Annotated in this window: 25 protein-coding genes and 3 pseudogenes; 17 read left to right on the plus strand and 11 right to left on the minus strand. The window is 70.4% G+C overall.

The features are described from left to right. Positions 1–11: 11 nt before the first annotated feature. The 5 genes and pseudogenes from ACY34J_RS08060 to ACY34J_RS08080 form a co-directional block, all read left to right on the plus strand. Positions 12–1,580, plus strand: a complete 1,569-nt coding sequence (locus ACY34J_RS08060; RefSeq protein WP_462725927.1) for a GMC family oxidoreductase — start codon at positions 12–14, stop codon at positions 1,578–1,580. Then, positions 1,580–2,662, plus strand: coding sequence for a quaternary amine ABC transporter ATP-binding protein (locus ACY34J_RS08065; protein ID WP_462725926.1), 1,083 nt, complete (start codon positions 1,580–1,582; stop codon positions 2,660–2,662). The genes ACY34J_RS08060 and ACY34J_RS08065 overlap by 1 nt, the downstream gene beginning before the upstream one ends. Then, positions 2,659–4,644 (plus strand): ABC transporter permease, encoded by a 1,986-nt coding sequence (locus tag ACY34J_RS08070; protein WP_462725957.1) that lies wholly within the window; start codon positions 2,659–2,661, stop codon positions 4,642–4,644. Before ACY34J_RS08065 ends, ACY34J_RS08070 begins: the two co-directional genes overlap by 4 nt. 34 nt (positions 4,645–4,678) lie before the next feature. Continuing rightward, positions 4,679–5,641, plus strand: coding sequence for an ABC transporter substrate-binding protein (locus ACY34J_RS08075; protein ID WP_462725956.1), 963 nt, complete (start codon positions 4,679–4,681; stop codon positions 5,639–5,641). Between the two features lie 276 nt (positions 5,642–5,917). Next, positions 5,918–6,119: pseudogene (locus tag ACY34J_RS08080) on the plus strand (PLP-dependent aminotransferase family protein); the annotation flags it as partial. 27 nt (positions 6,120–6,146) lie between these two features. Here the strand turns inward: ACY34J_RS08080 and ACY34J_RS08085 are convergent. Further along, complete coding sequence (locus tag ACY34J_RS08085; RefSeq protein ID WP_462725955.1) at positions 6,147–6,371, minus strand: GntR family transcriptional regulator; 225 nt, start codon at positions 6,369–6,371, stop codon at positions 6,147–6,149. Positions 6,372–6,629: 258 nt separating this feature from the next. Here ACY34J_RS08085 and ACY34J_RS08090 point away from each other — a divergent pair, with 258 nt between their 5' ends. Further along, positions 6,630–6,797, plus strand: coding sequence for a hypothetical protein (locus ACY34J_RS08090; protein ID WP_462725959.1), 168 nt, complete (start codon positions 6,630–6,632; stop codon positions 6,795–6,797). After that, complete coding sequence (locus ACY34J_RS08095) at positions 6,794–7,096, plus strand: hypothetical protein (RefSeq protein WP_462725925.1); 303 nt, start codon at positions 6,794–6,796, stop codon at positions 7,094–7,096. The genes ACY34J_RS08090 and ACY34J_RS08095 overlap by 4 nt, the downstream gene beginning before the upstream one ends. Positions 7,097–7,273: 177 nt before the next feature. Here ACY34J_RS08095 and ACY34J_RS08100 read toward each other — a convergent pair whose 3' ends face one another. The 4 genes and pseudogenes from ACY34J_RS08100 to ACY34J_RS08115 form a co-directional block, all read right to left on the minus strand. Beyond that, complete coding sequence (locus ACY34J_RS08100; protein WP_462725924.1) at positions 7,274–7,633, minus strand: hypothetical protein; 360 nt, start codon at positions 7,631–7,633, stop codon at positions 7,274–7,276. Positions 7,634–7,854: 221 nt separating this feature from the next. Beyond that, positions 7,855–7,980 (minus strand): annotated as a pseudogene (locus ACY34J_RS08105) (zinc finger domain-containing protein); the annotation flags it as partial. Positions 7,981–8,167: 187 nt separating this feature from the next. Next, complete coding sequence (locus tag ACY34J_RS08110) at positions 8,168–8,488, minus strand: metal-sensitive transcriptional regulator (protein WP_462725923.1); 321 nt, start codon at positions 8,486–8,488, stop codon at positions 8,168–8,170. A gap of 56 nt (positions 8,489–8,544) precedes the next feature. Further along, positions 8,545–11,073, minus strand: a complete 2,529-nt coding sequence (locus ACY34J_RS08115) for a heavy metal translocating P-type ATPase (protein WP_462725922.1) — start codon at positions 11,071–11,073, stop codon at positions 8,545–8,547. A 195-nt stretch (positions 11,074–11,268) separates the two neighbouring features. Between ACY34J_RS08115 and ACY34J_RS08120 the strand changes: the two genes are divergently transcribed. From ACY34J_RS08120 to ACY34J_RS08135, 4 genes are all read left to right on the plus strand, one after another. Further along, positions 11,269–11,556 (plus strand): SHOCT domain-containing protein, encoded by a 288-nt coding sequence (locus tag ACY34J_RS08120; RefSeq protein WP_462725921.1) that lies wholly within the window; start codon positions 11,269–11,271, stop codon positions 11,554–11,556. Between the two features lie 159 nt (positions 11,557–11,715). Next, the gene (locus ACY34J_RS08125) at positions 11,716–12,165 is read left to right on the plus strand and encodes a transposase domain-containing protein (RefSeq protein ID WP_462761943.1); all 450 of its coding nucleotides are present in this window, start codon (positions 11,716–11,718) and stop codon (positions 12,163–12,165) included. Further along, positions 12,099–12,395 (plus strand): methyltransferase family protein, encoded by a 297-nt coding sequence (locus ACY34J_RS08130; protein WP_462761944.1) that lies wholly within the window; start codon positions 12,099–12,101, stop codon positions 12,393–12,395. The genes ACY34J_RS08125 and ACY34J_RS08130 overlap by 67 nt, the downstream gene beginning before the upstream one ends. Before the next feature lie 122 nt (positions 12,396–12,517). Continuing rightward, the gene (locus tag ACY34J_RS08135) at positions 12,518–13,165 is read left to right on the plus strand and encodes a DUF305 domain-containing protein (protein WP_462725920.1); all 648 of its coding nucleotides are present in this window, start codon (positions 12,518–12,520) and stop codon (positions 13,163–13,165) included. Positions 13,166–13,213: 48 nt separating this feature from the next. On the opposite strand, the gene ACY34J_RS08140 is transcribed toward ACY34J_RS08135, so the two are convergent. The 3 genes from ACY34J_RS08140 to rocD all read right to left on the minus strand — a co-directional run bounded on the left by ACY34J_RS08140 (position 13,214) and on the right by rocD (position 17,501). Then, the gene (locus ACY34J_RS08140; protein ID WP_462725919.1) at positions 13,214–14,146 is read right to left on the minus strand and encodes a hypothetical protein; all 933 of its coding nucleotides are present in this window, start codon (positions 14,144–14,146) and stop codon (positions 13,214–13,216) included. 932 nt (positions 14,147–15,078) lie between these two features. Beyond that, positions 15,079–16,053: an aminoglycoside phosphotransferase family protein gene (locus ACY34J_RS08145; protein ID WP_462725918.1), complete on the minus strand. Its 975-nt coding sequence runs from the start codon at positions 16,051–16,053 to the stop codon at positions 15,079–15,081. A 242-nt stretch (positions 16,054–16,295) separates the two neighbouring features. Then, positions 16,296–17,501, minus strand: a complete 1,206-nt coding sequence (gene rocD, locus ACY34J_RS08150; RefSeq protein ID WP_462725917.1) for an ornithine--oxo-acid transaminase — start codon at positions 17,499–17,501, stop codon at positions 16,296–16,298. A 271-nt stretch (positions 17,502–17,772) separates the two neighbouring features. Here rocD and ACY34J_RS08155 point away from each other — a divergent pair, with 271 nt between their 5' ends. Beyond that, complete coding sequence (locus tag ACY34J_RS08155) at positions 17,773–19,044, plus strand: serine hydroxymethyltransferase (RefSeq protein WP_462725916.1); 1,272 nt, start codon at positions 17,773–17,775, stop codon at positions 19,042–19,044. A gap of 3 nt (positions 19,045–19,047) precedes the next feature. Here the strand turns inward: ACY34J_RS08155 and ACY34J_RS08160 are convergent, their stop codons facing one another. Then, the gene (locus ACY34J_RS08160; protein WP_462725915.1) at positions 19,048–19,323 is read right to left on the minus strand and encodes a hypothetical protein; all 276 of its coding nucleotides are present in this window, start codon (positions 19,321–19,323) and stop codon (positions 19,048–19,050) included. Positions 19,324–19,411: 88 nt separating this feature from the next. Then, positions 19,412–20,011: pseudogene (locus ACY34J_RS08165) on the minus strand (RNA polymerase sigma factor); the annotation flags it as partial. Between the two features lie 109 nt (positions 20,012–20,120). On the opposite strand from ACY34J_RS08165, the gene trpS reads away from it, so the two are divergent. From trpS to ACY34J_RS08180, 3 genes are all read left to right on the plus strand, one after another. After that, a complete protein-coding gene (trpS, locus tag ACY34J_RS08170; protein WP_462725952.1) occupies positions 20,121–21,131 on the plus strand; it encodes a tryptophan--tRNA ligase in 1,011 nt (336 codons plus the stop codon). A 135-nt stretch (positions 21,132–21,266) separates the two neighbouring features. Then, positions 21,267–21,857, plus strand: coding sequence for a 2'-5' RNA ligase family protein (locus tag ACY34J_RS08175; protein WP_462725914.1), 591 nt, complete (start codon positions 21,267–21,269; stop codon positions 21,855–21,857). 264 nt (positions 21,858–22,121) lie between these two features. Then, positions 22,122–23,105 (plus strand): YihY/virulence factor BrkB family protein, encoded by a 984-nt coding sequence (locus ACY34J_RS08180; protein WP_462725913.1) that lies wholly within the window; start codon positions 22,122–22,124, stop codon positions 23,103–23,105. On the opposite strand, the gene ACY34J_RS08185 is transcribed toward ACY34J_RS08180, so the two are convergent. Further along, a complete protein-coding gene (locus ACY34J_RS08185) occupies positions 23,008–24,480 on the minus strand; it encodes a D-alanyl-D-alanine carboxypeptidase (RefSeq protein WP_462725912.1) in 1,473 nt (490 codons plus the stop codon). The two genes, ACY34J_RS08180 and ACY34J_RS08185, sit on opposite strands and share 98 nt — an antisense overlap. Between ACY34J_RS08185 and ACY34J_RS08190 the strand changes: the two genes are divergently transcribed. Together ACY34J_RS08190 and ACY34J_RS08195 are read left to right on the plus strand one after the other, a co-directional pair. Continuing rightward, positions 24,419–24,709 carry an SCO4848 family membrane protein gene (locus tag ACY34J_RS08190; protein WP_462725911.1) on the plus strand — a complete coding sequence of 97 codons (291 nt, stop codon included), beginning with the start codon at positions 24,419–24,421 and terminating at the stop codon, positions 24,707–24,709. The genes ACY34J_RS08185 and ACY34J_RS08190 overlap by 62 nt on opposite strands. Before the next feature lie 27 nt (positions 24,710–24,736). Further along, positions 24,737–26,224 carry a metallophosphoesterase gene (locus tag ACY34J_RS08195; protein WP_462725910.1) on the plus strand — a complete coding sequence of 496 codons (1,488 nt, stop codon included), beginning with the start codon at positions 24,737–24,739 and terminating at the stop codon, positions 26,222–26,224. Positions 26,225–26,246: the final 22 nt, after the last annotated feature.

Raw genomic sequence — 26,246 nt, forward strand, 5'->3', positions numbered from 1 at the left:
GCAACATCCCCATGTCTGTGTACGACTACGTCATCGTCGGCGGTGGCACCGCAGGATCGGTGATCGCCTCCCGGCTCACCGAGGACCCGGATATCACGGTCGCCCTCATCGAGGGCGGCCCGTCCGACGTGGACCGCCCCGACGTGCTCACCCTGCGCCGCTGGCTCGGCCTGCTCGGCGGTGAGCTGGACTACGACTACCCCACCACCCCTCAGCCGCGCGGCAATTCGCACATCCGCCACAGCCGCGCCCGGGTGCTCGGTGGCTGCTCCTCGCACAACACCCTCATCAGCTTCAAGCCGCTGCCGTCCGACTGGGCCGAGTGGGAGGAGGCCGGCGCCGAGGGCTGGGGCCCCGTGCCGATGGAGGCGTACTACCACCGGCTGCGCAACAACATCGTGGCGGTGGACGAGAAGGACCGGAACGCCATCGCCCGCGACTTCGTCGAGGCCGCACAGCAGGCGACCGGCGTGCCGCGCGTCGAGGGCTTCAACAAGAAGCCGTTCCACGAGGGCGTCGGCTTCTTCGACCTCGCCTACCACCCGGAGAACAACAAGCGTTCCTCGGCCTCCGTCGCCTACCTCCACCCCCATATGGAGGCCGGCGACCGTCCCAACCTGCACATCATGCTGGAGACCTGGGCGTACAAGCTGGAGTTGGACGGCACGCCCCTGGCCTCCGGCATGGGGAACCCCAGCGCCACCGGCGTCCACGTCCGCACCAAGGACGGCGAGGAGAAGCTGATCCGGGCCGGACGCGAAGTCGTGGTCTGCGCGGGCGCGGTGGACACCCCGCGACTGCTGCTGCACTCCGGCATCGGGCCGAAGAAGGACCTGGAGGCGCTTGGCATCCCTGTCGTGCACGACCTGCCGGGCGTCGGCGAGAACCTGCTCGACCACCCCGAGTCGGTCATCGTCTGGGAGACCAACGGGCCGATCCCGGAGAACTCGGCGATGGACTCGGACGCGGGCCTGTTCATCCGGCGGGACCCCGAATCCCGGGGGCCGGACCTGATGTTCCACTTCTACCAGATCCCGTTCACCGACAACCCCGAGCGGCTGGGCTACAAGAAGCCCGCGCACGGCGTGTCGATGACCCCGAACATCCCCAAGCCGCGCAGCCGCGGCCGCCTTTACCTCACCAGCGCCGACCCTTCGGTGAAGCCCGCCCTGGACTTCCGGTACTTCACCGACGAGGAGGACTACGACGCCAAGACCCTCGTCGACGGCATCAAGATCGCGCGTGAGATCGCCAAGGCAGAGCCGCTGGCAGGCTGGCTCAAGCGCGAGGTGTGCCCGGGTCCGGACGTCACCTCTGATGAGGCGATCAGCGAATACGCGCGGAGGGTGGCGCACACCGTCTACCACCCGGCCGGCACCTGCCGGATGGGTGCGGCCACGGACGAGCAGGCTGTCGTCGACCCGCACTTGAGGATCCGCGGCCTGGACGGCATCCGTATCGCCGACGCGTCGGTCTTCCCGACGATCCCCGCCGTCAACCCCATGATCGGTGTCCTGATGGTGGGGGAGAAGTGCGCCGATTTGCTCGCTCGAACCACGACACCGGGAGGTGAGGCGTAATGGGTAGCAGCAAGACCACCGAACCGGTGTTCTCCGTCCGTAACGTATGGAAGGTCTTCGGTCCCAAGGCCGGCCGGATCCCCGGCAGCGCCGAGGCCGACCTGTCCCCGGCCGAGCTGCGGCAGCGCACCGGCTGCACCGCGGCCGTCCGTGATGTCTCCTTCGACGTCCGCAAGGGCGAGGTCTTCGTCGTCATGGGCCTCTCCGGCTCCGGCAAGTCCACGCTCGTCCGCTGTCTGACCCGGCTGATCGAGCCCACCAGCGGAACCATCGCCATCGACGGCGAGGACGTCCTGGCCATGGACAACGGCCGGCTGCGCGCCCTGCGCCGGCACCGCGCCGCCATGGTCTTCCAGCACTTCGGCCTGCTGCCGCACCGCAGCGTGCTGGACAACGTCGCCTACGGCCTGGAGATCCAGGGCGTCGGCAAGGCCGAACGCCGCACCAGGGCCGCCGAGATGGTGGCCAAGGTCGGCCTCGAGGGGTACGAGCAGCACCGGCCCAGCCAGCTCTCCGGCGGTCAGCAGCAGCGCGTCGGCCTCGCCCGCGCGCTCGCCGTCGACCCCGAAGTCCTGCTGTTCGACGAGCCGTTCAGCGCACTCGACCCGCTCATCCGGCGCGAGATGCAGGACGAGGTCGTCCGGCTGCACCGCGAAGAGGGCCGCACGATGGTGTTCATCACCCACGATCTGAGCGAGGCGCTGCGCCTGGGCGACCGGATCGCGCTGATGCGCGACGGGCAGATCGTGCAGCTCGGCACGCCCGAGGAGATCGTCGGCTCGCCCGCGGACGACTACGTACGGGACTTCGTCCGGGACGTGCCGCGCGAGCAGGTCATCACCGTCGGCACCGCCATGCGGCCCGCCGGCGCCGGCGAGTCCGAGTCCGGCCCCGCGCTGGGCCCGAACGCCACGGTCTCCGAGGCCATCGAGGCCGTGGCCCGCTCCGGCGAGCGGTCCGCCCGCGTGATGTCCGGCGGCAAGCTCCTCGGCATCGTCGACCACGCGTGCCTGCTGGGCGTCATCGCCGGCACCGACAAGGTCGCTCCCCCAGGCCCGGAGGCCGAGGGGGTGGCTGCCTGATGACTGCCACCGCAACGCCGTCCACGGCCTCCGGGCCCGTACGACATAGCCCGCTCACCGCGCCGCTGCGCCACCCTGCGCTCGGCAAGCTGCTGCTGCTCATGGTCATCGCCGCGGTACTGGTGCCGCTGGCGCACGCCAAGTGGTCCAGCGGCACCTGGCCCGATGCGCTGACCGTCGACCTGTCCGGCCCGCTCGGCAAGGCCAGCGACTGGATCATCGACAACCGCGACAGCCACCCGCTGTTCCTCTACTTCTTCGGGCACATCAGCAACGCCGTCGTGCTGTCCGTACGCGCTGTCTACCTGGTGCTGCTCGCACTGGGCTGGTCCGGCGTCACGGCAGCCGCCGGGCTGATCGCCTGGCGCGTCGCGGGCGCCCGGCTCGCACTGGGCACCGCTGCGGCGTTCGCCGTGTGCGGCCTGCTCGGCATGTGGGTGCCCACCATGCAGACCCTCGCCCTCATGGTCGTGGCCGTCCTCGCCTCGGCCGTGCTGGGCGCGGTGCTGGGCCTCGCCGGCGGGCTGTCGGACCGTACGGACCGCGCACTGCGGCCCGTGCTCGACACCATGCAGGTGCTGCCGGCCTTCGCGTATCTGCTGCCCGTCGTCCTCATCTTCGGCATCGGCGTACCGGCCGCCGTCCTGGCGACCGTCATCTACGCCGCCCCGCCGATGGCCCGGCTCACCGCGCTCGGGCTGCGCGGCGCCGACGCGGGGGTGATGGAGGCCGCCGCCTCGCTCGGCGCCACCGGGCGCCAGCGACTGCTGACCGCCCGCCTGCCGCTGGCCCGCAAGGAACTGCTGCTGGGCCTCAACCAGACGATCATGATGGCCCTGTCCATGGCCGTGATCGCGTCCGTGATCGGCGCCGGCGGTCTCGGTGACCGGGTCTACCAGGCGCTGGCCTCGGTTGATGTCGGCCAGGCGCTGGCCGCGGGCATCCCGATCGTGCTCATCGCCGTCGCCCTGGACCGCACCACCGCGGCCGCGGGCGCGCGGATCGGCACCGAGCCGGCAGCCGGCCCCGCGCTGCTGCGCGGCTGGCGCGGCTGGGCCCTGGCGGGCCTTGCGACCGCCGCCGTAGCCGTCGCCGGACGCCTGACCGGCAGCCTCACCTGGCCGGACAGCTGGACCGTCGGCATCGCCGAGCCGGTCAACCAGGCGGTCGCGTGGATGACGGACCACCTCTACTCCGGCGTGCCCGTCATCGGCGGCACCGCCGACTGGGCCGGGCACTTCACCCACTGGGTGCTCGACCCGCTGCGCAGCGGTCTGCAGGGCCTGCCCTGGTGGTCGGTGCTGCTGATCGTGGCGGCGCTGGCCTGGCTGATCGGCACCTGGCGCACGGCCCTGACCGCCGTCCTCGCGATGGCGCTGATCGGTGTGCTCGGTGTCTGGAAGCCGTCGATGGACACCCTCTCCCAGGTTCTGGCCGCTGTCGCCGTGACGCTGGTGCTGGGCTTCGCCATCGGGATCGCCGCCGCCCGCAGCGCCCGGCTGGAGAAGCTGCTGCGGCCGGTGCTGGACGTGTTCCAGACCTTGCCGCAGTTCGTGTACCTGATCCCGGTCGTGGCGCTCTTCGGCGTCGGGCGTGCCCCGGCGGCGGCCGCGGCGGTCGTGTACGCGCTGCCCGCCGTCGTCCGCATCACCACCCAGGGCGTGCGGCAGGTCGACTCGGCGGCTGTGGAGTCCGCGCGCTCGCTGGGCGCGACCGGTACCCAGCAGCTGCGCCAGGTCCAGCTGCCGCTGGCTCGCCGGGCCCTGCTGCTCGCCGTCAACCAGGGCGTCGTCCTGGTCCTCGCCGTGGTCATCATCGGCGGTCTCGTCGGCGGTGGCGCGCTCGGCTACGACGTGGTGTTCGGCCTGGCGCAGGGCGACCTGGCGACCGGTCTGGTCGCGGGCGCGGCCATCGTGTGCCTGGGGCTGATGCTCGACCGGGTCACCCAGCCCACGGCCCGCCGCGAGAGGAAGGAGAGCTGACATGGGGCTGCCTCGTATGCGGACGCTGCCTCGTATGCAGACCAGGGCCACCATGGGGGCTCTGCTCGCAGCGGCGATCGCCCTCACCGCGACCGGCTGCGGCGCGGCGGACATGACCAAGCAGGCGTCGCCGTACGCCGGCGCTCAGGGCGCCAAGACCGTCACGTTGTCCGTCCAGTCGTGGGTGGGCGCACAGGCGAACGTGGCCGTCGCGCAGTATCTGCTCGAGCACAAGCTCGGCTACCGCGTGGACACCGTCCAGGTTGACGAGGTCCCGGCCTGGGACGCGCTCAGCCAGGGCCGCGTCGACGCGATCCTGGAGGACTGGGGACACCCGGACCAGGAGCAGCGATACGTCAAGGACAAGAAGACGATCGCGCCCGGCGGCGACCTCGGTGTCACCGGCCACATCGGCTGGTACGTGCCCAAGTACTGGGCGGACAAGCACCCGGACGTCACCGACTGGAAGAACCTCAACAAGTACGCGGACCAGCTGCGTACGCCGGAGAGCGGCAGCAAGGGCCAGCTCCTGGACGGCTCCCCGTCGTACGTCACCAACGACAAGGCGCTGGTGAAGAACCTGAAGCTGAACTACCAGGTCGTCTTCGCCGGCTCCGAGGCAGCGCAGATCACCCAGATCAAGCAGTTCGCCAAGGAGAAGAAGCCCTTCCTGACGTACTGGTACGAGCCGCAGTGGCTGTTCAACCAGGTGCCGATGGTGGAGGTGAAGCTGCCGGAGTACACGGACGCGTGCGCGGCCAAGGACCCGAAGGCCATCGACTGCGCGTATCCGCGGACTCCGCTGCAGAAGTACCTCAACGCCGGCTTCGAGAAGAACGGCGGCAAGGCGGCCGAGTTCCTGAAGCGCTTCCAGTGGACCAAGGAGGCGCAGAACGAGGTCTCCGAGATGATCGCGTCGGACAAGCTGTCTCCGCAGGAGGCGGCGGAGCGCTGGGTGAAGGAGAACCCGGACGTGTGGAAGGCGTGGATGCGCTGACCGCCGGCCGGCTTCTCACAGGTGCACAGGTCCTGTACGGCTGGACCCTCCCAGGTCCGGCCCCCATACGTCTGGCCCGGAACGCGGTGCGTCGTTCCGGGCCAGACCCGTGGTCATGCCAGACCCGTGGTTATGCCAGACCCGTGGTTATGCCAGGCCGGTGGTCATGCCAGGCCCTTGTACTGGCCCGCCGTGTACTGGCCGGGAGGCATGCGCGTGGTCACGGCGATCCGGTTCCAGCTGTTGATGACGGTGATCAGGCGGATGCCGCCGCCCGTGGAGTCGTGCGGGCTCGACTTCCACTGGAACGTCCTGACCGGGCCGGGCTGCGCACCCTACCGCTGAGCGCGTTGACGAGCGCGGCGAGCGACGGAGGAGCTGTCGCGGCCGTCGGGCGGCCGCCGTGGACCAGGCGTGGCGCGTGGGCGGGCTGGTCCTGGAGGACGACTACGACGGCGAGTTCCGCTATGACCGGCAGCGGGGATTGTGCCCCCTCGGCAGGCGACTACTCAGCAACGAACGACCCTTGCCCCAGCACGGTGCGGAGCTTGCCCTCAGCGCGCAGTGCCGCGACAGCCTTCTGAATCGTGGACGGCGCTACCTCGAACTCGGCGGCAAGGTCATTGACCGCAGGGAACCGCTCGCCCGCCGGATAGGTGCCAGCGTCGATTCGTCGGCGCAGTTCGTCGCGCACCTGAGGCCACACGGGCTTGCCACGGTCAAGATCCATACGGCGAGCATGCGCGGATATCCGTACTCACGCGACCGCGAATACGCGAATACGCGTATCCTCAGAACGCAAAGGTGCCCCGGCGACGTGGCAACCGTCCCGGGGCTGTGGCCGATCGCTAAAGAGGAGCGAACGACAATGCGAAGCCTACTGGCCGCGCTCTTGAGCGCCTTCCTGCCCGCTCATGGGAAGCGACGCGCACCTGTGCCGACACAACCGGCCCGGCGCGTCCCGCCCCCGCTGCCGCGCACGCTCGTGGTGACCACACGCCCGGTACTGGACGTGATCGGAGTGGACTCCCTGCCGCTGGTACGCCCCTACGTTCTGGCATACGAGCGCGAGCAGGAAGCCAAGGCGCAGCGGGAAAGGCGTCGAGCTCTCGCGCTGGCGGCATGGGGTCAGGACTACATGGCGGTGGGCGCATGAGCGACACCACCCGACTGCGCCTGCTTCCCTGGTTGTCTCCCGACGGCAAGCCGACCTATACGCCCGACGACTCGCCGAATGGCTTCATCGCGCGCCTGGCGGACCGTATCGAGGCGGAGCAACTGAGTGCGGCCCAGGCGGTAATGGAGCTGTCCCGGGCAATGCTCGACAACGCGGACCGCCTGGAGCCCGATGAGTGCCGGTACGTCATGCAGAGGCTCTGCGAATGCCTCCGCGACGCTCTCCGTATCGCCGAATCGCGGGGTTACCGGCTTCCGGCTCGGGGCGACGATGATTGAACCTCTTCTGACGCGGCGCGTGTCACGTGACAGCGGGGGCACTTGGGACCGACCCGAGGCGTACAGCACGGACAGCAACCTTGCCCCGCTGGGTAGGCCGACGCGGCCACCTCGCCAGTGCGGCCCTTGGGGAGTATCGGAACGGAAATTAGCGGTAGCCGCTGACGCAGTACCGCGTTACCCAGCGGGCTCTGTCGTCGCTGTGCGCGGGCCGGGGAGTTCACCGGCTTGGAGGGCGGCGAAGTCGGCGTGGGCCTGGGCGACGGCTTCGGGGTACGCCTCGCGCTTGGCATGCTCGGCGAGCGCCCGGTAGATGCTGGCCACGGACGGGTTCTGTCCTTTGCGCTTGCCCGTGGGGATGATCAGGTCCGGCTGGATCTGATCGACGGATTCCCCGTTTGCCCTCCGCCGCAGGACGGTGTGGAGCATGTCGTCGGTGATGACCGGCGGCCGGCCGCCGTGCTTGCCCTTGCGGGCGGCGGTGTCGAGCCCTTCCAGCGTCGACTCCCGGATGTTCTCCCGCTCGGTCTCCGCCATCGCCGCGAAGAATGCGAACAGCAGCTTCCCCGGACCGGTGGGGTCGTAGAGGCCGGGCCAGCGGGCGTAGCCGATGCGGATGTCCGCGCCCGGGGTGTCCTCGGTGACGGGGGCCGGGGGCGGGGTGCCGGGCCGCCACGGCTATCCGGGCCGCGGTCCGCCGGGGTGGGCACCCGGAGCAGCTTCGCGAGTCGGGGCACCTTGGTGAACCGGCCGGTGTGGTAGGCGCCGGCGACCGCGCCGCCGCGCGAGCGGCAGGGCGAGCCGGGCTGGACGCCGCAGCGGGGGCAGGGGTGGCGCTCGACGTGGTCCGCGTCGGATGGCGGGGGGTCGTGAGGGTCCGTCATGGCCCCGGATCTTCGCACAATGTAGTTCTCAGAAGGGGGTTGTTCCCGCTTTTGCGTGAGAACGAGTTCTGAGAACCGATCGAAGATCAAGAGGCGCCCGGCGGTCCGGTTTCGATCTTGCTCTTACAAAGGGTCGTTTCTGCGAATGACAGCGGGGACGCCAACCCTGCGGGGCCGTTTTGCCGGTTCACAGTCGGAGCGTGCGGTGCAGTGCGAAGGTGAGTTCGTCGAGCTTCTCCTCAGCGTGGGCCGGGTCCGCCCGGGCGGCGGTGGTGATGCAGTGGCGTATGTGGTCTTCCAGGAGGCCGAGGGCGACTTGCTGCAGGGCGTGGGTGACGGCGCTGATCTGGGTGAGTATGTCGATGCAGTACCGGTCGTCGGCGACCATGCGGGTGACGCCGCGGGTCTGGCCTTCGATCTTGTGGAGCCGGGCCAGGTGGTCGGGCTTGTGGCCCGTGTATCCGGGCGGTGCCGGTTCCCGGGTGGTGCGGTGGTGGGCGGTGGTCATCGCGGCGGGTCTCCTTCGCGGGTGCCGCTCGCGGTCTGGGTGCGGCGTGCGGTGGACTACGCGTGAGGCTCGGCGCGGGCGGGTGTGTGTGGTGGCGGGGTGGTGTGCCAGTGGCGCAGGCGGTTGGAGTTGGTGACGACCGACAGGGAGGACAGGGCCATGGCGGCGGCGGCGAGGACGGGGCTGAGGCGGATGCCCCACAGGGGGTAGAGGGCGCCGGCGGCGACGGGGACGCCGATGGCGTTGTAGATCAGGGCGAAGAACAGGTTCTGGCGGATGTTGCGCATGGTGGTCCGGGAGAGCCGGATCGCGGTGACAACGCCGCTGAGGGAGCCGGAGATGAGGGTGATGTCGGCGGCTTCGATGGCGATGTCGGTGCCGGTGCCGATGGCGAGTCCGACGTCGGCGGCGGCCAGGGCGGGGGCGTCGTTGATGCCGTCGCCGACCATGCCGACCGTGCGTCCCTGGCCCTGCAGGCGGCGTATCTCGTCGGCCTTGTGTTCGGGCAGCACCTCGGACAGTACCCGGGCCACGCCGACCTGGCGGGCGATGGCCCCGGCGGTGCGGGAGTTGTCGCCGGTGATGATGACGACGTCCAGGCCGAGCTGCTGCAGGGCGGTGATGGCGGCGGCGGAGTCGTCCTTGACGGTGTCGGCGACGGCGAGTATCCCGGCGGGTGCTCCGTCGATGGCGGCGAGCACGGGGGTTTTGCCCTGGGCCGACAGGTCGGCCGCGACGCCATCGAGCGGACCGGTGTTGATGTGGGCGTCGCGGAGCAGGCGGGCGGTGCCGACCAGGATGGTGTGGCCGTCCGCGGTGGCGTGGACGCCTTTGCCGGTGACCGAGTCGAAGGCGTCGGCTGCCGGGAGGTCCAGGCCCCGCTGGCGGGCTCCGGCCACGATCGCGGTTGCCAGGGGGTGTTCGCTCATCTCCTCGGTGGCCGCCACGAGCGCCAGCAGTTCGCTCTCGTCGTGGCCGTTGGTCGGGTGCACGTCGGTGAGGACGGGCTTGCCTGCGGTGACGGTGCCGGTCTTGTCCAGCACGATGGTATCGAGCCTGTGGGCGGTCTCCAGGGCCTCGGCGGAGCGGATGAGGATGCCTGCCTGTGCGCCTTTGCCGGTGCCGACCATGACTGACAGGGGGGTGGCCAGGCCCAGCGCGCAGGGGCAGGCGATGATCAGTACGGCGACGGCGGAGACCAGGGCGAGGGTCAGGGCCGGGGCGGGGCCGAGGGTGAACCAGACGGCGAAGGTGGCGACCGCGATGGCGATCACGGCGGGGACGAAGTAGGCGGAGACGGCGTCGGCGAGCCGCTGGATCGGGGCCTTGGACGCCTGGGCCTGCTGAACCAGGCGGATGATCTGGGCCAGCATGGTGTCGGCGCCGACCTTGGCCGCGCGCACCCGCAAGGATCCGGTGCCGTTGACGGTGGCGCCGATGACGGTGTCCCCGGGGTGTTTGGTGACTGGCATCGGTTCACCGGTGACCATGGATTCATCCACCGCCGAAGAGCCGGAGAGGACTTCGCCATCAACCGGCACCTTCTCCCCGGGGCGGATCAGCAGCTCATCGCCAACCGTGACCTCGTCGACCGGGATCTCCACCGGGGCGCCGTCGCGCATCACACGGGCGGTGCGGGCCCGCAGCCCAAGCAGGGCCCGGATGGCCTCGCCGGTTCCAGCCTTGGCCCGGGCCTCCAGCAGCCGGCCCAGCAGGATCAGGGTGAGGATCACCCCGACCGCCTCGTAATACACCGCGCGGACCCCGGCCGGGAACCAGAACGGGGCAAGGGTGACCAGCAGGCTGTAGCCGTAGGCGGCGGTCGTGCCCAGGGTGATCAGGGAGTTCATGTCGGCCGAGCGGTGCCGCAGGGCCAGCCAGCCGGTGGTGTGGATCGGACGGCCGGTGTAGAACATCACGGGCGTGACCAGCGCCAGCTGGAACCAGTGGTTCAGCATCCATGCCGGCACCCAGACAGCACCGAACAGCTCATGCGCCATGACCGCGACGAGCACCGGCAGCGTCAGCACCGCGCCCACCGCGACCCGCCGGGTCAGGTCCGCGATCTCCCCACGCCGCTCAGCGGCCGCCGCCGCCTCCGCGCCCGCCGCGCTCTCGCCCTCCGGTGGCGAGCCGGTCGGCCTGGCTGTGGTGGGCGGAGCCTGGCCACCGTGGGCGGAGGTCTGCCCGCCGCCGCCCTGCGGGGGCGCGGCCGGGCCGACCAGCAGCGTTCCGTGGATCATGTTCATCCCGCAGGCGAACCCGAAGGACCCGGCCTTCTGGGGCCTCAGCCGCACGGTGGTGCGCGTGTGGGCGGGCAGGCCCGCACTGACCCGCAGGTCGGGGAAGACCACCCGCGAGGTGCACTCCCCGGACTCCCGCCGGTCGAAGACCAGCTCCACCGGCATGCCCTGGCGCACCCGGATGACGTTCGGGCTGTAGCCGCCGCGCACCGTGATGCCGACGCGCTGCACCCCGCCCTCGACGGTCGCGGTGCGGGCCCGGCGCGGCCCGAAGAAATACCAGCCCAGCCCGGCGACCACGACAACCGCGGCGGCAATCACCACGAGATCCAGGACGTTCATGGCAGGCATTCCTTTCCGACCCCTGTCCCCAGCCTCGTTCGCTGGCACGGGTACCCGGTAGGGGCTGACCGGCCCACCGGCCGGGCCCGGCAGGCCCCAGCACACCCGGCAGGCGCGAGCGACGATGAGAGCAGGGAAAGCGGGCCTGATGAACGCCTGGTTCCGCGGCTGGTCTGGGGAAGTGAGGCGGGAACGATGTTCTGGTACGGCCATGGCATGAACGGCTGGGGCTGGTTCGCGATGTCGATCAGCATGGTGGTGTTCTGGGCGCTGATCATCGCCATCGGCGTCCTGCTCTACCGGGCCCTGGCCCGCCCCACCCCGCCAGGTGGCGGGCCCACCGCCTGGCACAAGACGCCCCCGCCCGGCAGCCCCGAGCAGATCCTCGCCGAGCGGTACGCACGCGGCGAGATCGACGACGAGGAATACCACCGCCGCCTGGCGACCCTCCGAGGATCGCCACCAGGTGCACCATCCCCCTAGACGCAATACCGATACCGGTGATTTTGGGCTCTTTGGGTCGTTGGGTGGGGTGTGCCAAGGCCCGGACAGGTGAAGTCGTCAGCGGATGAGCGGTTGTCGGATCGGATCGCGATCGGTGTGCTGACACGGGCGTTCCCGCCTGAGTTGGTCGATGAGGTGGTGGCCGAGTGCGGGCGGGTCGAGCAGCGGCATCGACTGCTGCCCGCGCGGGTGGTGGTCTACTTCGTGCTCGCGATGTGTCTGTTCTCCGGCCAGGGTTATGAGGAGGTCGCGCGGCTGCTGACCCACGGACTGGAGCACGCGCGCCGGTGGCAGAGAACGTGGGGGGTGCCGACCACGGCGGCGATCGGCCGGGCGCGTCTGCGGCTGGGTCCCGAACCGCTCAAGGCCCTGTTCTCCCGGGTGGGCCGGCCGGTGGCCACCGGCGAGACGGCCGGAGCCTGGCCCCCTTCCACCTCGCCAGTTATGTCGCCATCGGTGCAGGCTTCTGGCTCATCGCCGCCGCCTGGAGAGTCCTGCACACCGCCGTCCAGCACGACACCCTGGCCACCACCGGCCCCTATGCCCGCGTGCGGCACCCGCAGTACGACGGGCTGCTGCTGGTCATGATCGGGTTCCTGCTCCAGTGGCCCACCATCCCCACCCTGATCATGTTCCCCGTCCTGGTGTACGTGTACATCCGCCTGGCCCGCAGCGAAGAGGGCGAAGTCGCCCGCCGGTTCGGCGACAGGTGGACCGCCTACGCCTCCCGCACCCGCGCCTTCTGGCCCTACCTGATCCGCCACCGCACGACCGCCCCGCCCGTGTCGGCCACCAGCAACCGGCCACCCGCCAGATGACCCCGGCGGGCCAGGATGAAGAACGCTTCCTTGCGGCGCGGCGCCGCCACCAGTCCTGCAGAGGCCGCGTACAGGTAGATCACACACCCTCCCCCCGCCGCGCACCTCCAGGAGCCCGTCCCATGAACATCGACCGCTCCCTGCCCCGCCACGCGGCCGTGGCCGCCGCGACCATGGTCACGGCACTTGTCCTGGCTGCCTGCGGCAGCGACGGCGGCAGCTCTGCCAGCACACCGAGGCCCACCCCTACCGCGTCCGCCCCGGCCTCCGCGCCCGCCGCACGGCATAACCGGGCCGATGTCACCTTCGCCCAGCAGATGATCCCGCACCACCGCCAGGCCATCGCCATGGCCGATATGGCCGAGGAACGCGCCTCCTCCACCAAGGTCAAAGCCTTCGCCCGGAAGATCCAGAAGGAACAGAAGCCCGAGATCCAGACCATGACCGCCTGGCTGAAAGCCTGGGGCGAGCAGGTGCCCCACGGCATGGAAGGCATGGGCCACAATGCCTCGGCGATGCCCGGCATGATGAGTGACCACGACATGCACCAGCTCAAAAAGGCTTCCGGCAGCGGCTTCGACACCATGTTCCTCACCATGATGATCAAGCACCACCAGGGCGCCATCGACATGGCCAAGGTCGAACAACAGCACGGCGCCTACGGCCCGGCCAAGAAGATGGCCGCCGACATCGTCACCACCCAGACGGCCGAGATCATCCAGATGCGCACCATGCTGGCCACCAGCTCGCCCACCGCGACGACACAGTGAATGTCCGCTGGGGACAGTACCGCGGTGCCGCCCCCAGCGGGGGGCGTATCAGCTGACGCGCAGGGTGAGCGCGGCGGTGTGCAGCGTGCCGCCGGTCTGGAACTGCAGGAACAGCCGCCAGTTGCCGGACTTGGGCAGCATGGCCTGGAAGGCCAGGTCCGGTCCGCCCTTGTCGCCCTCCACCCTGGTCTGCGGGTGGAGATGGGCGAACGCCTGGTCGCCCTTGTGGAAGGCCGTCAGGTGAGCGTAGGTCTCCAAGTAGGGCTGCAGGTCGGTGACCGGCTTGCCGTCCCTGCTGATGCTGACGGTCATCGGGTGGGTCATGCCGGCCATGAGATCGCCCCTGACGGTGACCGTGTAGCCGTCGACGTCGGCGCTGTCGGCCGCGGTGGGCAGCGGGGCCTGCCGCGCGTCGCCGGGAGCGGTGACGGTGCGGCTGAGGACGAAGTCCTTGCCCTTGCCAGGGCCGCTGTCCGGGATGAAGGAGGCGTACACGCGCCACTTCCCCGGCTTCAAAGCCGCGAGGTCGGCGGTCCACGTGCCGTCATCGCCCATGGTGGGGTGCAGGTGCTGGAAGCCGGTCAGGTCCGAGCGGATGGCGTAGAAGTGCATCCGCTTCGTCTGGTCCACGGCGAAGCCGGTGACCGGCTTGCCGTCCTCACCGGTGATCCGGAACCTGTATGCGGCCTCCTTGCCCGCCGGGAGCTTCATGGTGGTGGAGGTCAGCTTGTAGCCGTCCTTGGCGTCGGCCAGACCGTCGCCCATGCTGCCGTGGTCCATACCCGGCATGGAACCGTGATCCTGGCCCGTACCGGCCGAGGAGGCCGAGGCGGAGGGCTTGGAACCGTGCTCCATGCCGGACATGGACGAGTCGGAGTCTTTCGACGATCCGCAGGCCGCCAGCGTCGTCGCCAGGACGACGGCCGTACCCGCTGCGGACAGGGCACGATGGCGGGAGGTGAGACGAGAAGTGAACGACATCACACATTGCTTTCGAGGTGTGCGCGCCCTACGGGCGCGCGGGTGATCAGGACACCTGGCCCGAAGCCCGCACCAATCCGGGCTCGAGCGAGGTCCTGTCACCTCCGCGCGATGCAGACTCTCAGCAGCAGCTCCCGCCCGCCACCAGGTGGGCCACGTCGGCCGGCCTCCCCGGCTGCCAACCCGCGCCCGGCCAGCACCCCCACAGACAACACCGCGACGGCCACAGCTGCCAGAGCCCACACCGGCGGCAACAGCAGCCGGTCACGCGCTGGGGTCGCCACACACTGGGCACCGTGCCCACCAGATCCCGTCTGCGGCGCGGCATGCGGTGGCGCATGGCTGGTGGCGGCCGGGGGCATCGCGGTAACGCCATGACGCCCGCTGTCGGCCTGCCCGACGTGCTCCACGGAGGCGGACACGGGCATCGCATCGTGACAACCACTGGCGGCCGTGGCCGGAGCACCGTGCATGAGGAACAGGCCGAACAGCACCGCGCACACGGCCAGCAACCGGGCAACAGCCCGCCTGCGCGCGTACACGGTGTCCATCACAGCCTCTCCCTCACCAGACGCCCTTCAAGGCGCGGGCCCGATAACCACCCTCGACCATCCCCCCACACCGTATTCCCGGCGACTGGCGGCGGGAGAGGGGCTCGTCGTGGTCAAGCTGGGACCTTCATCCGCCGGGCCCGCGCCGCCGAACTCGGGCCGGGACCGGAGGAGCGGCGTAGCCCGCGCACATGGCCCGTCCCGCCTGGAGTCATAGGTGTGGCTCCAGGCCGGACCCGACCGTACGGGCCCGCGGCTACTGTACCGTCATCGGTGTAACTCCCGACTCGTGAGCCCGGCCTACGACAGCCGCGATAAGTACGAGCGGTGGCACATACGCACCTGCGCACGCTGCGGCCGCCGCTGAAGCCGCCGGGCGGATCAACCGCCGGCCAGGGCCATAAGGAACTGGGTCTCCGCGTCGTCCCGCCCCGCGCACATTCTGGGGACTGCGATGAGGGCGGCCAGGGCTCGGCACCAACCCAGCACACGATGAGGAGACTGGCCGGGAACCAGCGCCGCCAGCTCCTCGATCCTTTGCTCCAGCACGGCGAAATCCGCAGCTCCCTCAAGCACCCAGTCCACGGCGTCGAAGTCCGGGTCGCCCCGCGCGGGCCTCGGATCGATCGCCACCATGCGGGCGTCCGGACCGGACAGCACGTTGGCTGGATGAAGATCACCATGCACAAGTCCCACGGGCCCGTCGGCAGCGAGTTCCAGGGCTGCCGCTCGGGCCTGCCGAAGCACCGCCGAGGCAGCCAGGTCGTTCACGTCGGCTGCCGCCAGCCTGCGGTCGGTCAAGTCGAACAGGAAGTCGACGCGGTGTGAGAGAGGTCGCAGTACCGAGTGCTCACCCGGCGCGGGAGGAGAGACCCGCAGGTCCCGCAGCAGCGCCGCGACCTCGGCCAAATTCCAGGCACGCTGCCTCACTTGCACTCCCGGCTCCACGTCCTCCAGCAGCAGGGCCCCGGCGGCCAGATCTTGTGCCAGCAGCGTGACAACCGACGGCGTCTTTGCCCAGGCCCGCAGGGCTTCGGCTTCCTCCCGGGCAATCCCGGGCTCCGGCGTGGTTTTTAGCCACGCTGAGGTGCCGGTGTCACGCTTGAAGCAGCGGAACACCCGCGAGGTGCCTCCCCCACCCGCCGCGACAAGATCCAGATTCCAGCGGGCAGCGAGTTCGTTCACGAGAGCCGGCAACTCGTCACACCAGGCGAGCACCTGGGCTCCGAACCGAACGACGAGCCGGTCCCGGACCTCTGGCGCGATGCAGGCCAACTCTCTCAACATGTCCCCTGCGGCTGGTGGATGCAGTCTTCGCGCATCCAAAGAGCACTGTCCGTGCACGTCCCACAGCATTTCATCGTCACAGAGCGTGAAGAGTGTCTCGTCGAACCACCCAAATACAGCGCTCAGGATTATCGACGGTTACCAATCCCGAGGGCCAGTGCCTGCTGTGCGCGGGCAGCGATCTGATGCGGCGTCAGACGTGGCTGCCTACCTGGTGAGTAAGTGGCCCAGAGGAAACGCCCTCTTGCGGATGAATGCGGGCGGCCCCGGCTGCCCGGCCCGCAGGCCGGGCAGCGGGGGCCGAACCGCTGTCAGGAGCTGAGTACCTCGCGGAGCCGGTCGAGGCCCCAGTCCAGGTCCTCCTTGCTGATGACCAGCGGCGGGGCGATCCGGATCGTGCTGCCGTGGGTGTCCTTCACCAGCACGCCCTCGTCCATCAGCTTCTCGGAGATCTGCCGGCCGGTGCCGTGGCTCGGGGCGATGTCCACCCCGGCCCACAGGCCGCGGCCGCGCACCGCCTCCACCGCGCCGCCGCCCACCAGCAGGCCCAGCTCATGGTGCAGATGCTCGCCCAGCTCGGTGGCGCGCTGCTGATACTCACCGGTGCGCAGCATGGCGATCACTTCCAGCGCGACCGCACAGGCGAGGGGGTTCCCGCCGAAGGTGGAGCCGTGCTCGCCGGGGCGGTAGATGCCCAGGACCTCGCGGGAGGACACCACGGCGGAGACCGGGACCACCCCGCCGCCGAGCGCCTTGCCCAGGACGTACATGTCGGGGACGACGGCTTCGTGCTCGCAGGCGAACGTCCGGCCGGTGCGGCCGAGACCGGACTGGATCTCGTCTGCGATGAACAGCACGTTCCGGGCGCGGGTCAGCTCCCGCACGCCCGCGAGGTAGCCGGCCGGCGGCACCAGCACCCCCGCCTCGCCCTGGATCGGCTCCAGCAGTACGGCCACCGTGTTGTCGGTGACGGCGTCCTCGAGCGCGGTGAGGTCGCCGTAGGGCACGATCTCGAAGCCGGGGGTGTACGGGCCGAAGCCGGCGCGCGCCTCGGGATCGGTGGAGAAGCTGATGATCGTGGTCGTACGGCCATGGAAGTTGTTCGCCGCGACGACGATCTTCGCCTGGTTGGCCGGGACGCCCTTGACCTGGTAGCCCCACTTGCGGGCCGTCTTGACCGCGGTCTCGACGGCCTCCGCGCCGGTGTTCATCGGCAGGACCATCTCCATGCCGCACAGCTCGGCCAGCTGGGTGCAGAAGTCGGCGAACCGGTCGTGGTGGAAGGCGCGGGAGGTGAGGGTGACCCGCTCCAGCTGGGCCTTGGCGGCGTCGATCAGCCGCCGGTTGCCGTGGCCGAAGTTGAGCGCGGAGTAGCCGGCGAGCATGTCGAGGTAGCGGCGGCCCTCGACATCGGTCATCCACGCGCCCTCCGCCGAGGCGACGACGACTGGCAGCGGGTGGTAGTTGTGCGCGCTGTGCGCCTCGGCGGCGGCGATGCTGCGTTCCGTAGTCGTCACGGCTGCTCCGTTCGGTGTAGCGGCGGTTCCGGGCTCATTTCTATCGCTGACCGGCCATTTTGCGAAGAGTCCTTTCGGTGAACGCCCCCCTCTAGACTGGCGGTGCACATTGCCACTGGCGAACGTGGAAGCGACCACGAGGGAGCGATGTGTGGCCACCACCACGAGGTGCCGACTCCCCCGTAGCCTTCGGCACGGGGGTGCCCCCAAGCACCCCGGGAACGTGAACCGACAGTCGTGAACCGATAGACGGATCGTCCCGGAGGACGCCATGAGCCTTCCGCTGTCCCATCCCGCCCTCTACGCCTCGGATCCCGAGCTCGCCGCGCTGATCGGGGCGGAGGAGCGGCTGCAGTCGGAGACCCTGCGGCTGATCCCCAGTGAGAACTATGCCTCCCAGGCCGTGCTGGAAGCCACCGGCACCGTCCTGACCAACAAGTACAGCGAGGGCTACCCGGGCAAGCGCTACTACGAGGGCCAGCAGAACATCGACCCCATCGAGAGCCTCGCGGTGGACCGCGCGAAGGCTCTCTTCGGCGTCGAGCACGCCAACGTCCAGCCCTACTCCGGCTCGCCCGCCAACCTGGCCGTCTACCTGGCGTTCGCGGAGCCTGGCGACACGGTGCTGGGCATGTCCCTCCCCATGGGCGGCCATCTCACCCATGGCTGGGGTGTCTCCGTCACGGGCAAGTGGTTCCGCGGCGTCCAGTACGGCGTGCGCGCGGACAACGGCCTCATCGACTTCGACGAGGTGCGGGAACTCGCCGTCAAGGAGCGACCGAAGATCATCTTCTGTGGTGGCACGGCCGTGCCCCGGACGATCGACTTCGCTGCCTTCGGCGAGATCGCCCGCGAGGTCGACGCGGTGCTCGTCGCCGACATCGCCCATATCGCCGGCCTGGTGGCGGGCGGTGCGCACCCCTCCCCGATCCCGCACGCCGATGTCATCTCCACGACCACGCACAAGACACTGCGCGGCCCGCGCGGCGCGATGCTGATGTCCCGGGAGAGCCACGCCAAGGCGATCGACAAGGCGGTCTTCCCCGGCCTGCAGGGCGGCCCGCACAACCACACCACCGCGGCCATCGCCGTCGCCCTCCACGAGGCCGCCCAGCCCTCCTTCCGTGACTACGCCCATGCCGTGGTGAACAACGCCAAGGCGCTGGCGGAGGCGCTGTTGGAGCGTGGCTTCGACCTGGTCTCCGGCGGTACGGACAACCACCTCATCCTGATGGACCTCACCGCCAAGGAGGTGCCGGGCAAGGTCGCCGCGAAGGCCCTGGACCGGGCGGGCATCGTGACGAACTACAACACCGTGCCCTTCGACCCGCGCAAGCCGTTCGACCCGTCCGGCCTGCGGATCGGCACCCCGTCCCTGACCTCCCGCGGTCTGGGCACCGACCACATGCCGCTCATCGCCGACTGGATCGACCGGGGGGTGACCGCCGCCCGCACCGGCGACGAGGACACGCTCACCACCATCCGCGCGGAGGTTGCCGAGCTGATGGCCGCGTTCCCCGCCCCCGGCCTTCCGACGGCCTGAGGCCTAGGCGTCCGCAGCCCGCCGCCGATCCCGGGCCCCGAGACGTATCCGTATGCCCCGGCCGGGGGACGCGGCGGGCGGCGGCGCCTCGAGCAGGCTCGCCAGCACCCTCTCCACCACCGTCTGCTCATCCACCGGCGGTATCCGCAGCTCCCGCCCGAGCGCCCGGAGCTCATCCGGCAGCGCCCCCGCATCCGGCTGCCGTTGCTCATCCGCGAGCCGCTGCTCATCCGCCGGCCGTTGCTCCGGCCGCTCGGCGCTGCCTGGCCGTCCACCCATGCCCGTCACCTCTCCGGTCACTGCTGTCACACCCCTCACGCCCCCGCCGTCGTCGTCCCCGCACCGTCACAGCCCCGGCCACCGCCGGCTCCCCGGCCGCCGCCACCGCCGCTTCAGGGCCCAGCAGTTCCTCCAGCCGCCGCAGCGCCCGGTTCAGCCGGGACTTCACCGTGCCGCGCGGACAGCCCAGCGCCTGGGCCGTCTCCGCCTCATCCAGATCCAGCAGATAGCGGTAGATCACCACCTGCCGCTGCGGGCCGCTCAGCTCGTCCAGCGCGGCCAGCAGTTGTGCCCGCCGCTCGCCTGCCACCGCCACCGCGGCCGGATCCGCCGACTCCGGTATCAGCGGCTCGGCCTCCACCAGCGCCGCCTCGCGCCCCACCGCCGTACGCAGCCGGCGGGCCGACCGCACTGTGTTCCTGGTCTCATTGGCGACGATCCTCAGCAACCATGGCCGGAACGCCGCCCCCTCCCGAAAGCGCCCCAACGACTCGTACGCCTTCAGGAAGGCGCTCTGCACCACGTCCTCCGCGTCCGCCCCAGCTCCCAGCAGGACCGCGGTGCGGTGCGCGATCCGCGTATGCGCCCGCACCAGATCGGCGTACGCCTCGCGCTCCCCGGCACGCACGCGCGCGATCACCGCGGCCTCCCCCTCGGCGAGGCGGCTGCTCCCCTCCATCGTCCTCACACTCTTCCTACACCGGAGGCCGGAGAACGGTTCCACACCTGAGAGAATGGGGGACATGGCCTTCGACCCACCCGTCACCCACCAGCACCCTCAGGGGAATGGCTCCGCCATGCAGCAGCGTCCGCGAGTGCTCTCCGGTATCCAGCCCACCGCCGGCTCGTTCCACCTCGGCAACTACCTGGGCGCGGTCCGGCAGTGGGTGGCGCTGCAGGAGACCCACGACGCGTTCTACATGGTCGTGGACCTGCACGCGATCACCATGCCGCAGGACCCGGCCGAGCTGCGCGCCAACACCCGGCTGGCCGCCGCGCAGCTCCTCGGCGCCGGTCTCGACCCCGACCGCTGCACCCTCTTCGTCCAGAGCCATGTCCCCGAGCACGCACAGCTCGGCTGGGTGATGAACTGCCTTACCGGGTTCGGCGAGGCCTCCCGTATGACGCAGTTCAAGGACAAGTCCGCCAAGCAGGGTTCGGACCGGGCGACCGTCGGCCTGTTCACCTACCCGATCCTGCAGATCGCCGACATCCTGCTGTACCAGGCCAACGCCGTCCCCGTCGGTGAGGACCAGCGCCAGCACATCGAGCTCACCCGCGATCTCGCGGAGCGCTTCAACGGCCGGTTCGGCCACACCTTCACCGTCCCGGAGCCGTACATCGTCAAGGAGACGGCGAAGATCTTCGACCTGCAGGACCCGACGATCAAGATGAGCAAATCGGCCTCCGGGCCGAAGGGCATCATCAACCTCCTCGACGAGCCCCGGGTATCCGCCAAGAAGATCAAGAGCGCGGTGACCGACACCGGCACCGAGATCCGCTACGACGTGGTCAACAAGCCCGGCATCAGCAACCTGCTCACCATCTACTCCACGCTCACCGGCACCGGTATCGCGGAACTCGAGCAGCGGTACGCGGGCAAGGGCTACGGTGCGCTCAAGACGGACCTGGCCGACATCGTCGTCGAATGGGTGACCCCCTTCCGGGCCCGCACCCAGGAGTTCCTCGACGACCCGGAGACGCTGGACTCCATCCTCGCCAAGGGCGCGGAGAAGGCCCGTACGGTCGCCGCCGAGACCCTGGCTCAGGCGTACGACAAGGTGGGCTTCCTCCCGGCCAAGCACTGAGACGCCGCGCCGCGCCCGAGGGAATCCGTGAGAAGGGGCCCTCGGCCGGTGCGCGAAGGACCGACGACGCTCGCACCCCGGGGGCCTACCCGCCACACTGACAGGGACCGCGGCAGACCAGCAGAGGAGAACGACGTGGGGACCGTAACGCTCGGCGTTTCGATCGCGGTCCCGGAGCCATACGGCAGCCTGCTCCAGGAGCGGCGTGCGGGCTTCGGGGACCCCGCCGCCCCCGGCATCCCCACGCACATCACTCTTCTCCCGCCCACCGAGGTGGAGGCCGCGGCGCTCCCGGCCTTCCGCCGCCACCTCGCGATGGTCGCCGCCGCGGGCCGCCCCTTCCGGATGCGGCTCGCCGGCACGGGCACCTTCCGGCCGCTCTCCCCGGTGGTCTACGTCAAGCTCGCCGAGGGCGTCGAGGAGTGCACCGAGCTGCAGGAGCGCGTCCGCTCGGGGCCGGTGCAGCGCGAACTCCAGTTCCCGTACCACCCGCATGTGACGGTCGCCCACGGCATCCCCGACGAGGCGCTGGACCGGGCGTTCGAGGAGCTGGCGGAGTACACCGCCGACTGGATCGCCGGCGGCTTCGCCCTGTACGAGCAGGGCGCGGACAGCCACTGGCGCAAGGTTCACGACTACCCCTTCGGCGCGAGCCTCTCCGGCCAGGGTGTGCCCGCGCCGAGCGCCCCGCTGGACGCATCCGCCGCGCACCCCGTGCGCCCCTGACGCGCGCCCGCTCCCGTTACCCGCCCGACTGCGCCGCCGCCGCACTCCCGGGTTCGCCAGGTTCATCCATATATGGTCGGATTCGCCGAGTGTGGATGTCGTCCGGTGTGAATCTCGTCCTGGCATGTGCCTGCACATGTGGGGGCACCCGCACTCCCGTCCTTCGCGTCCGTCGAGACATGACGCAGCGGCAGGGAGTGGAGGCAGGGCGCGAACGCACGACCCCTACGGGCCGCGGGAACTGATGGAGGGTAGGCGACCGGCATGGAGTGGCTCACCAAACTGCCCGTGATCGGCCCGCTGGTCGCGTGGCTGATGCGTACTCACCTATGGCGGGCCTACCAGCGGTTGGATGAGGTCCACTGGACGCGCCTGGCCGCCGCCATCACCTTCACCAGCTTCATCGCGCTCTTCCCGCTGATCACCGTCGGCGCGGCGATCGGCGCCGCGCTGCTCAGCGACGCCCAGATGCGCGATCTGCAGCACAAGCTCTCCCAGCAGGTCCCCGGCATCGCCGACAAACTCGACCTGAACGCCCTCGTCGCCAACGCCGGCACCATCGGCCTCATCGCCGGCGCCTTGCTGCTCTTCACCGGTGTCAGCTGGGCCGGCTCTCTGCGCGAATGCCTGCGCGCCGTCTGGCTGAAGGAGGAGGACCCCGGCAATCCGCTGCTGCTGAAGGTCAAGGACGCCGTGGTGCTGGTCGGCCTCGGCGTCGTCGGACTGGTGGCCATGGGCGCTTCCGCCTTCGCCAGCAGTGCCGTAGGCGCGGTGGCCGACAAGATCGGGCTCGCCCAGGGTGGCATCGGCCGCGTACTGCTGTTCCTGGCGGGCCTGGCCATCTCCGTGCTCGCCGACTTCCTGCTGCTGGTCTATCTGCTCACGCGGCTGCCCCAGGTGCACCCCGGGCGGCGCGCGGTCATCGCCGCGGGACTGATCGGCGCGGTCGGCTTCGAACTCCTCAAGATGCTGCTGAGCGGCTATCTGCGGGGCGTCGCGGGCAAGAGCATGTACGGCGCCTTCGGGGTACCGGTGGCGCTCCTGCTCTGGATCAACTTCATGGCGAAACTGCTGCTGTTCTGCGCCGCTTGGACAGCGACTCAGAATCCCGAACCGGAGATCGCCGACGAGGAAACCGGCCCTGCCGACGTCAGCCCCGAGACCGACGGCGCACCAGGTCGGGCAGCGGCCAACGGCGGTGCACCAGCAGCGCACCGGCGCCCAGCACCGCGAGCACCGCACCCATGATCCCGAGTGCGGTCCACGCTCCGCCGCCCGCCTGCTGCTTGGTGTGAGCCACGACCGAGGCCTGCGAGCTTTCGCCGCCGCCTTTGCGCTGCTTGCCGCTGCCACCGAGGGCGTCCGCATTGCCCTCGACGCTCTTCGGGCCGACGAGCCGCCCGACCGGCTCGACCTTTCCGGAGGCCTTGAAGCCCCAGTCGAACAGGGCCGCGGTCTCCTTGTAGACCTCGTCGTGCTCCTTGTCCGAGGGGTTCATGACGGTGACCAGCAGGACGCGGTCGCCGCGCTGCGCCACGCCGGTGAACGTCGCCCCGGCTTTGGTGGTGTTGCCGTTCTTGACCCCGGCGATGCCCTCGTACGCATCGAGGCCGAAGTCCCCGGTCAGCAGCCGGTTGGTGTTCTGGATCGCGAAGGTCTCACGCCTCTTCTTCCCGTCCTTGCCCTTCTTCCACTCGCCGGGGAACTGGGCGGACGCCGTCGAGCAGTACTCCCGGAAGTCCGCCTTCTGCAGCCCCGAGCGGGCGAAGAGCGTGAGGTCGTACGCGCTGCTGACCTGGCCGTCGGCGTCGTAGCCGTCCGGGGTGACGACATGCGTGTCCAGCGCGTTCAGCTCTCGCGCATGCTTCTGCATGTCGGAGACGGTCTGGTCAATGCCGTCGTTCAGCGCGGACAACACGTGCACGGCATCGTTGCCGGAGCGAAGGAAGACGCCGAGCCACAGGTCGTGGACGGTGTAGGTCTGGTGCTCCTTGATGCCGACAAGGCTGCTGCCTGCGCCCATCCCGGCCAGGTCGTCCGGCTCCACCGTGTACTTGTGCTCCTTGGGGAACTTGGGCAGGAGCGTATCCGCGAACAGCATCTTCAGCGTGCTGGCGGGCGGCAGCGGCCAGTGCGCGTTGTGCGAGGCCAGCACCTCCCCCGACTCGGCGTCCGCGACCAGCCATGAGCGGCCGGTGAGCTTCTTGGGCAGCTTGGGCGCACCCGGCCCCAGCCGGACCTGCGTACCGGGGCGGCCGAGCAGTTCGCCGCCGACGGTGGACATGGTCGCGGGCGGCCGCGCCTGCTTCTCCTTGTCACCGTGCCGGTCCTCCGCGAGCGCGGGCGAACCGGTCAGGGCGGGCAGCAGAACGGCGGCGGCGACGGCCAGCGCGGCACCGCGGCGCGGCCGTGAGGGCAGGGCGCGCGAAGCGCCGGGAAGGAATGCAGGCACGCAGTTGAACGTACAGTGCGACCGGTGGCGGTGGCACACCGCGTTGACGCTACGGCGCCCGCGCCACCCCGGCGGGCTTCTCCGCCGCGGGCCGGTGATACTGGGAGTTATGAAGCTCAGCCGTCCTGTGTCCTGGTTTCTGCTCGCCTTCGGGGTGTGGAGCTGGGTCATCTGGATCACGTTCGTCAAAAACCTCTGGAAGGACGCGAGCGGGCTCGCGTTCGACGACGCGGGTGAGCCCACCGCGTACTTCTGGGTGCACCTGCTGCTGGCCGTGATCTCCTTCCTGCTGGGGACGGTGATCGGGGTGATCGGGCTGCGGGGCCTGCGGGCGCTGCGGCGGGAGCGAGCGGCCTCCGGCAACACTCACTCGTCGGCTGACGGCGACTCGGCGCAGTAGCGCGACAGACAAGGGGAGGCCGGGGGGATGGTCGTCGTCTTCGTGCTCGTCGTGCCGGTGGTCCTGGGGCTGCTGGCCGGCGTGCACTGGTATCTGTGGCGCCGGCTCGTACGGGATACGACGGCCAAGGGCGGTACGGGCCGCCGGCTCGGCACGGCCGCGGCGGTCGTCCTTCCGCTGACGACGCTGGGCGCGCTGATCGGCGGCCGCGCGGGCGCGCCGTTCGCCGTCCAGCAGATCCTCTCGTGGCCGGGCTATCTGTGGCTGGCGCTCGTCCTCTACCTGACGCTTGCACTGCTGGTGGGCGAGGCGGTACGGCCCGTCCTGCGGGCGTGGCTCGCCGCCCGGGCCGCCGCCGCGCGGGGGAGTGCGCCGACCGAACTGTCCGCGCTCGGCACGGGCGCGTCCGCCCCGGCGGAGCGGATGGCATCAGGTTCCCGTACGGACACGCCCGCGATCGCCGCGGAAAGCAACGGCGGGGTTGGTGCCGGAACCGCCGCCGGGCCGGGAAGCGCTGTGCCCGCGGCGGGTGTGGCCGCGGTGGCCGAAGCCGCCGCCTCGCCGTCGGCCGGAACCGTCGGGGAAGAGATCGCCGTGGCCGCGGCGGAGGGGCCCGCTGACCCCGAATCTCCGCACGCTGACGGCGACGGCCGCGCAGCGGGCGGCGAGTCGCCGGCCGCCCTCAGCCGGAGGCTGTTCGTGGCGCGGAGCGTGGCCGTCGCCGCGTCCGCCGTCGCGGCGGGGACCGTGGCGTACGGGGCTTACGACGTGCTGAACGGTCCCTCGGTCAAGACCATCACCGTCCCGCTCGCCAAACTGCCCCGCGGGGCGCACGGTTACCGCATCGCCGTGGTCAGCGACATCCACCTCGGCCCGATCCTCGGCCGCTCGCACACTCAGCGGATCGTCGATGCGATCAACCGCACCCAGCCCGATCTGATCGCGATCGTCGGTGATCTGGTCGACGGCAGCGTCGCCGACCTCGGTGGGGCCGCCGAGCCGCTCGCCCGCCTCCGCTCCCGCCACGGCTCGTATTTCGTCACCGGCAACCACGAGTACTTCTCCGGCGCCGAGGAGTGGGTCGAACGCGTCCATGAGCTCGGCGTGCGGCCGCTGGAGAACGCGCGCGTGGAGCTGCCCGGCTTCGACCTCGCCGGAGTCAACGACGTCTCCGCGTACGGCGCGGGCCCGGCAGGCGCCGCGCCCGACTTCGCCCGGGCCCTCGGTGACCGGGACCCTGCGCGGGCGTCCGTCCTGCTCGCCCACCAGCCCGTGGTGATCCACGACGCCGTGCGGTACGGCGTGGATCTGCAGCTGTCCGGCCATACCCACGGCGGTCAGCTCTGGCCCGGCAACTACCTCGCCGCTCTGGCCAATCCGACCGTCGCGGGTCTCGAGCGCTACGGCGACACCCAGCTGTACGTCACGCGGGGCGCCGGAGCCTGGGGGCCGCCCGTCCGGGTCGGGGCACCGCCGGACATCACGGTCGTCACTCTGGCATCCCGGCGGGCGTAGGGCTTGTGGGTCCGCCAGGGCC

The organism is Streptomyces sp. HSS9-12, assembly GCF_054963655.1.

What these genes read in the sequence shown, in the direction of transcription:
- ACY34J_RS08095 (WP_462725925.1), top strand. Translation starts at nt 6,794, where the DNA reads ATGAGCGACACCACCCGACTGCGCCTGCTTCCCTGGTTGTCTCCCGAC.
- ACY34J_RS08135 (WP_462725920.1), top strand. Translation starts at nt 12,518, where the DNA reads ATGAACATCGACCGCTCCCTGCCCCGCCACGCGGCCGTGGCCGCCGCG.
- ACY34J_RS08160 (WP_462725915.1), bottom strand. Translation starts at nt 19,323, where the DNA reads ATGGGTGGACGGCCAGGCAGCGCCGAGCGGCCGGAGCAACGGCCGGCG.
- ACY34J_RS08060 (WP_462725927.1), top strand. Translation starts at nt 12, where the DNA reads ATGTCTGTGTACGACTACGTCATCGTCGGCGGTGGCACCGCAGGATCG.
- ACY34J_RS08115 (WP_462725922.1), bottom strand. Translation starts at nt 11,073, where the DNA reads ATGAACGTCCTGGATCTCGTGGTGATTGCCGCCGCGGTTGTCGTGGTC.
- ACY34J_RS08100 (WP_462725924.1), bottom strand. Translation starts at nt 7,633, where the DNA reads ATGGCGGAGACCGAGCGGGAGAACATCCGGGAGTCGACGCTGGAAGGG.
- ACY34J_RS08140 (WP_462725919.1), bottom strand. Translation starts at nt 14,146, where the DNA reads ATGTCGTTCACTTCTCGTCTCACCTCCCGCCATCGTGCCCTGTCCGCA.
- ACY34J_RS08110 (WP_462725923.1), bottom strand. Translation starts at nt 8,488, where the DNA reads ATGACCACCGCCCACCACCGCACCACCCGGGAACCGGCACCGCCCGGA.
- ACY34J_RS08075 (WP_462725956.1), top strand. Translation starts at nt 4,679, where the DNA reads ATGCAGACCAGGGCCACCATGGGGGCTCTGCTCGCAGCGGCGATCGCC.
- ACY34J_RS08085 (WP_462725955.1), bottom strand. Translation starts at nt 6,371, where the DNA reads ATGGATCTTGACCGTGGCAAGCCCGTGTGGCCTCAGGTGCGCGACGAA.
- ACY34J_RS08195 (WP_462725910.1), top strand. Translation starts at nt 24,737, where the DNA reads ATGGTCGTCGTCTTCGTGCTCGTCGTGCCGGTGGTCCTGGGGCTGCTG.
- ACY34J_RS08185 (WP_462725912.1), bottom strand. Translation starts at nt 24,480, where the DNA reads ATGACCCAGCTCCACACCCCGAAGGCGAGCAGAAACCAGGACACAGGA.
- trpS (WP_462725952.1), top strand. Translation starts at nt 20,121, where the DNA reads ATGCAGCAGCGTCCGCGAGTGCTCTCCGGTATCCAGCCCACCGCCGGC.
- ACY34J_RS08155 (WP_462725916.1), top strand. Translation starts at nt 17,773, where the DNA reads ATGAGCCTTCCGCTGTCCCATCCCGCCCTCTACGCCTCGGATCCCGAG.
- ACY34J_RS08180 (WP_462725913.1), top strand. Translation starts at nt 22,122, where the DNA reads ATGGAGTGGCTCACCAAACTGCCCGTGATCGGCCCGCTGGTCGCGTGG.
- ACY34J_RS08190 (WP_462725911.1), top strand. Translation starts at nt 24,419, where the DNA reads ATGAAGCTCAGCCGTCCTGTGTCCTGGTTTCTGCTCGCCTTCGGGGTG.
- ACY34J_RS08120 (WP_462725921.1), top strand. Translation starts at nt 11,269, where the DNA reads ATGTTCTGGTACGGCCATGGCATGAACGGCTGGGGCTGGTTCGCGATG.
- ACY34J_RS08065 (WP_462725926.1), top strand. Translation starts at nt 1,580, where the DNA reads ATGGGTAGCAGCAAGACCACCGAACCGGTGTTCTCCGTCCGTAACGTA.
- ACY34J_RS08145 (WP_462725918.1), bottom strand. Translation starts at nt 16,053, where the DNA reads ATGCTGTGGGACGTGCACGGACAGTGCTCTTTGGATGCGCGAAGACTG.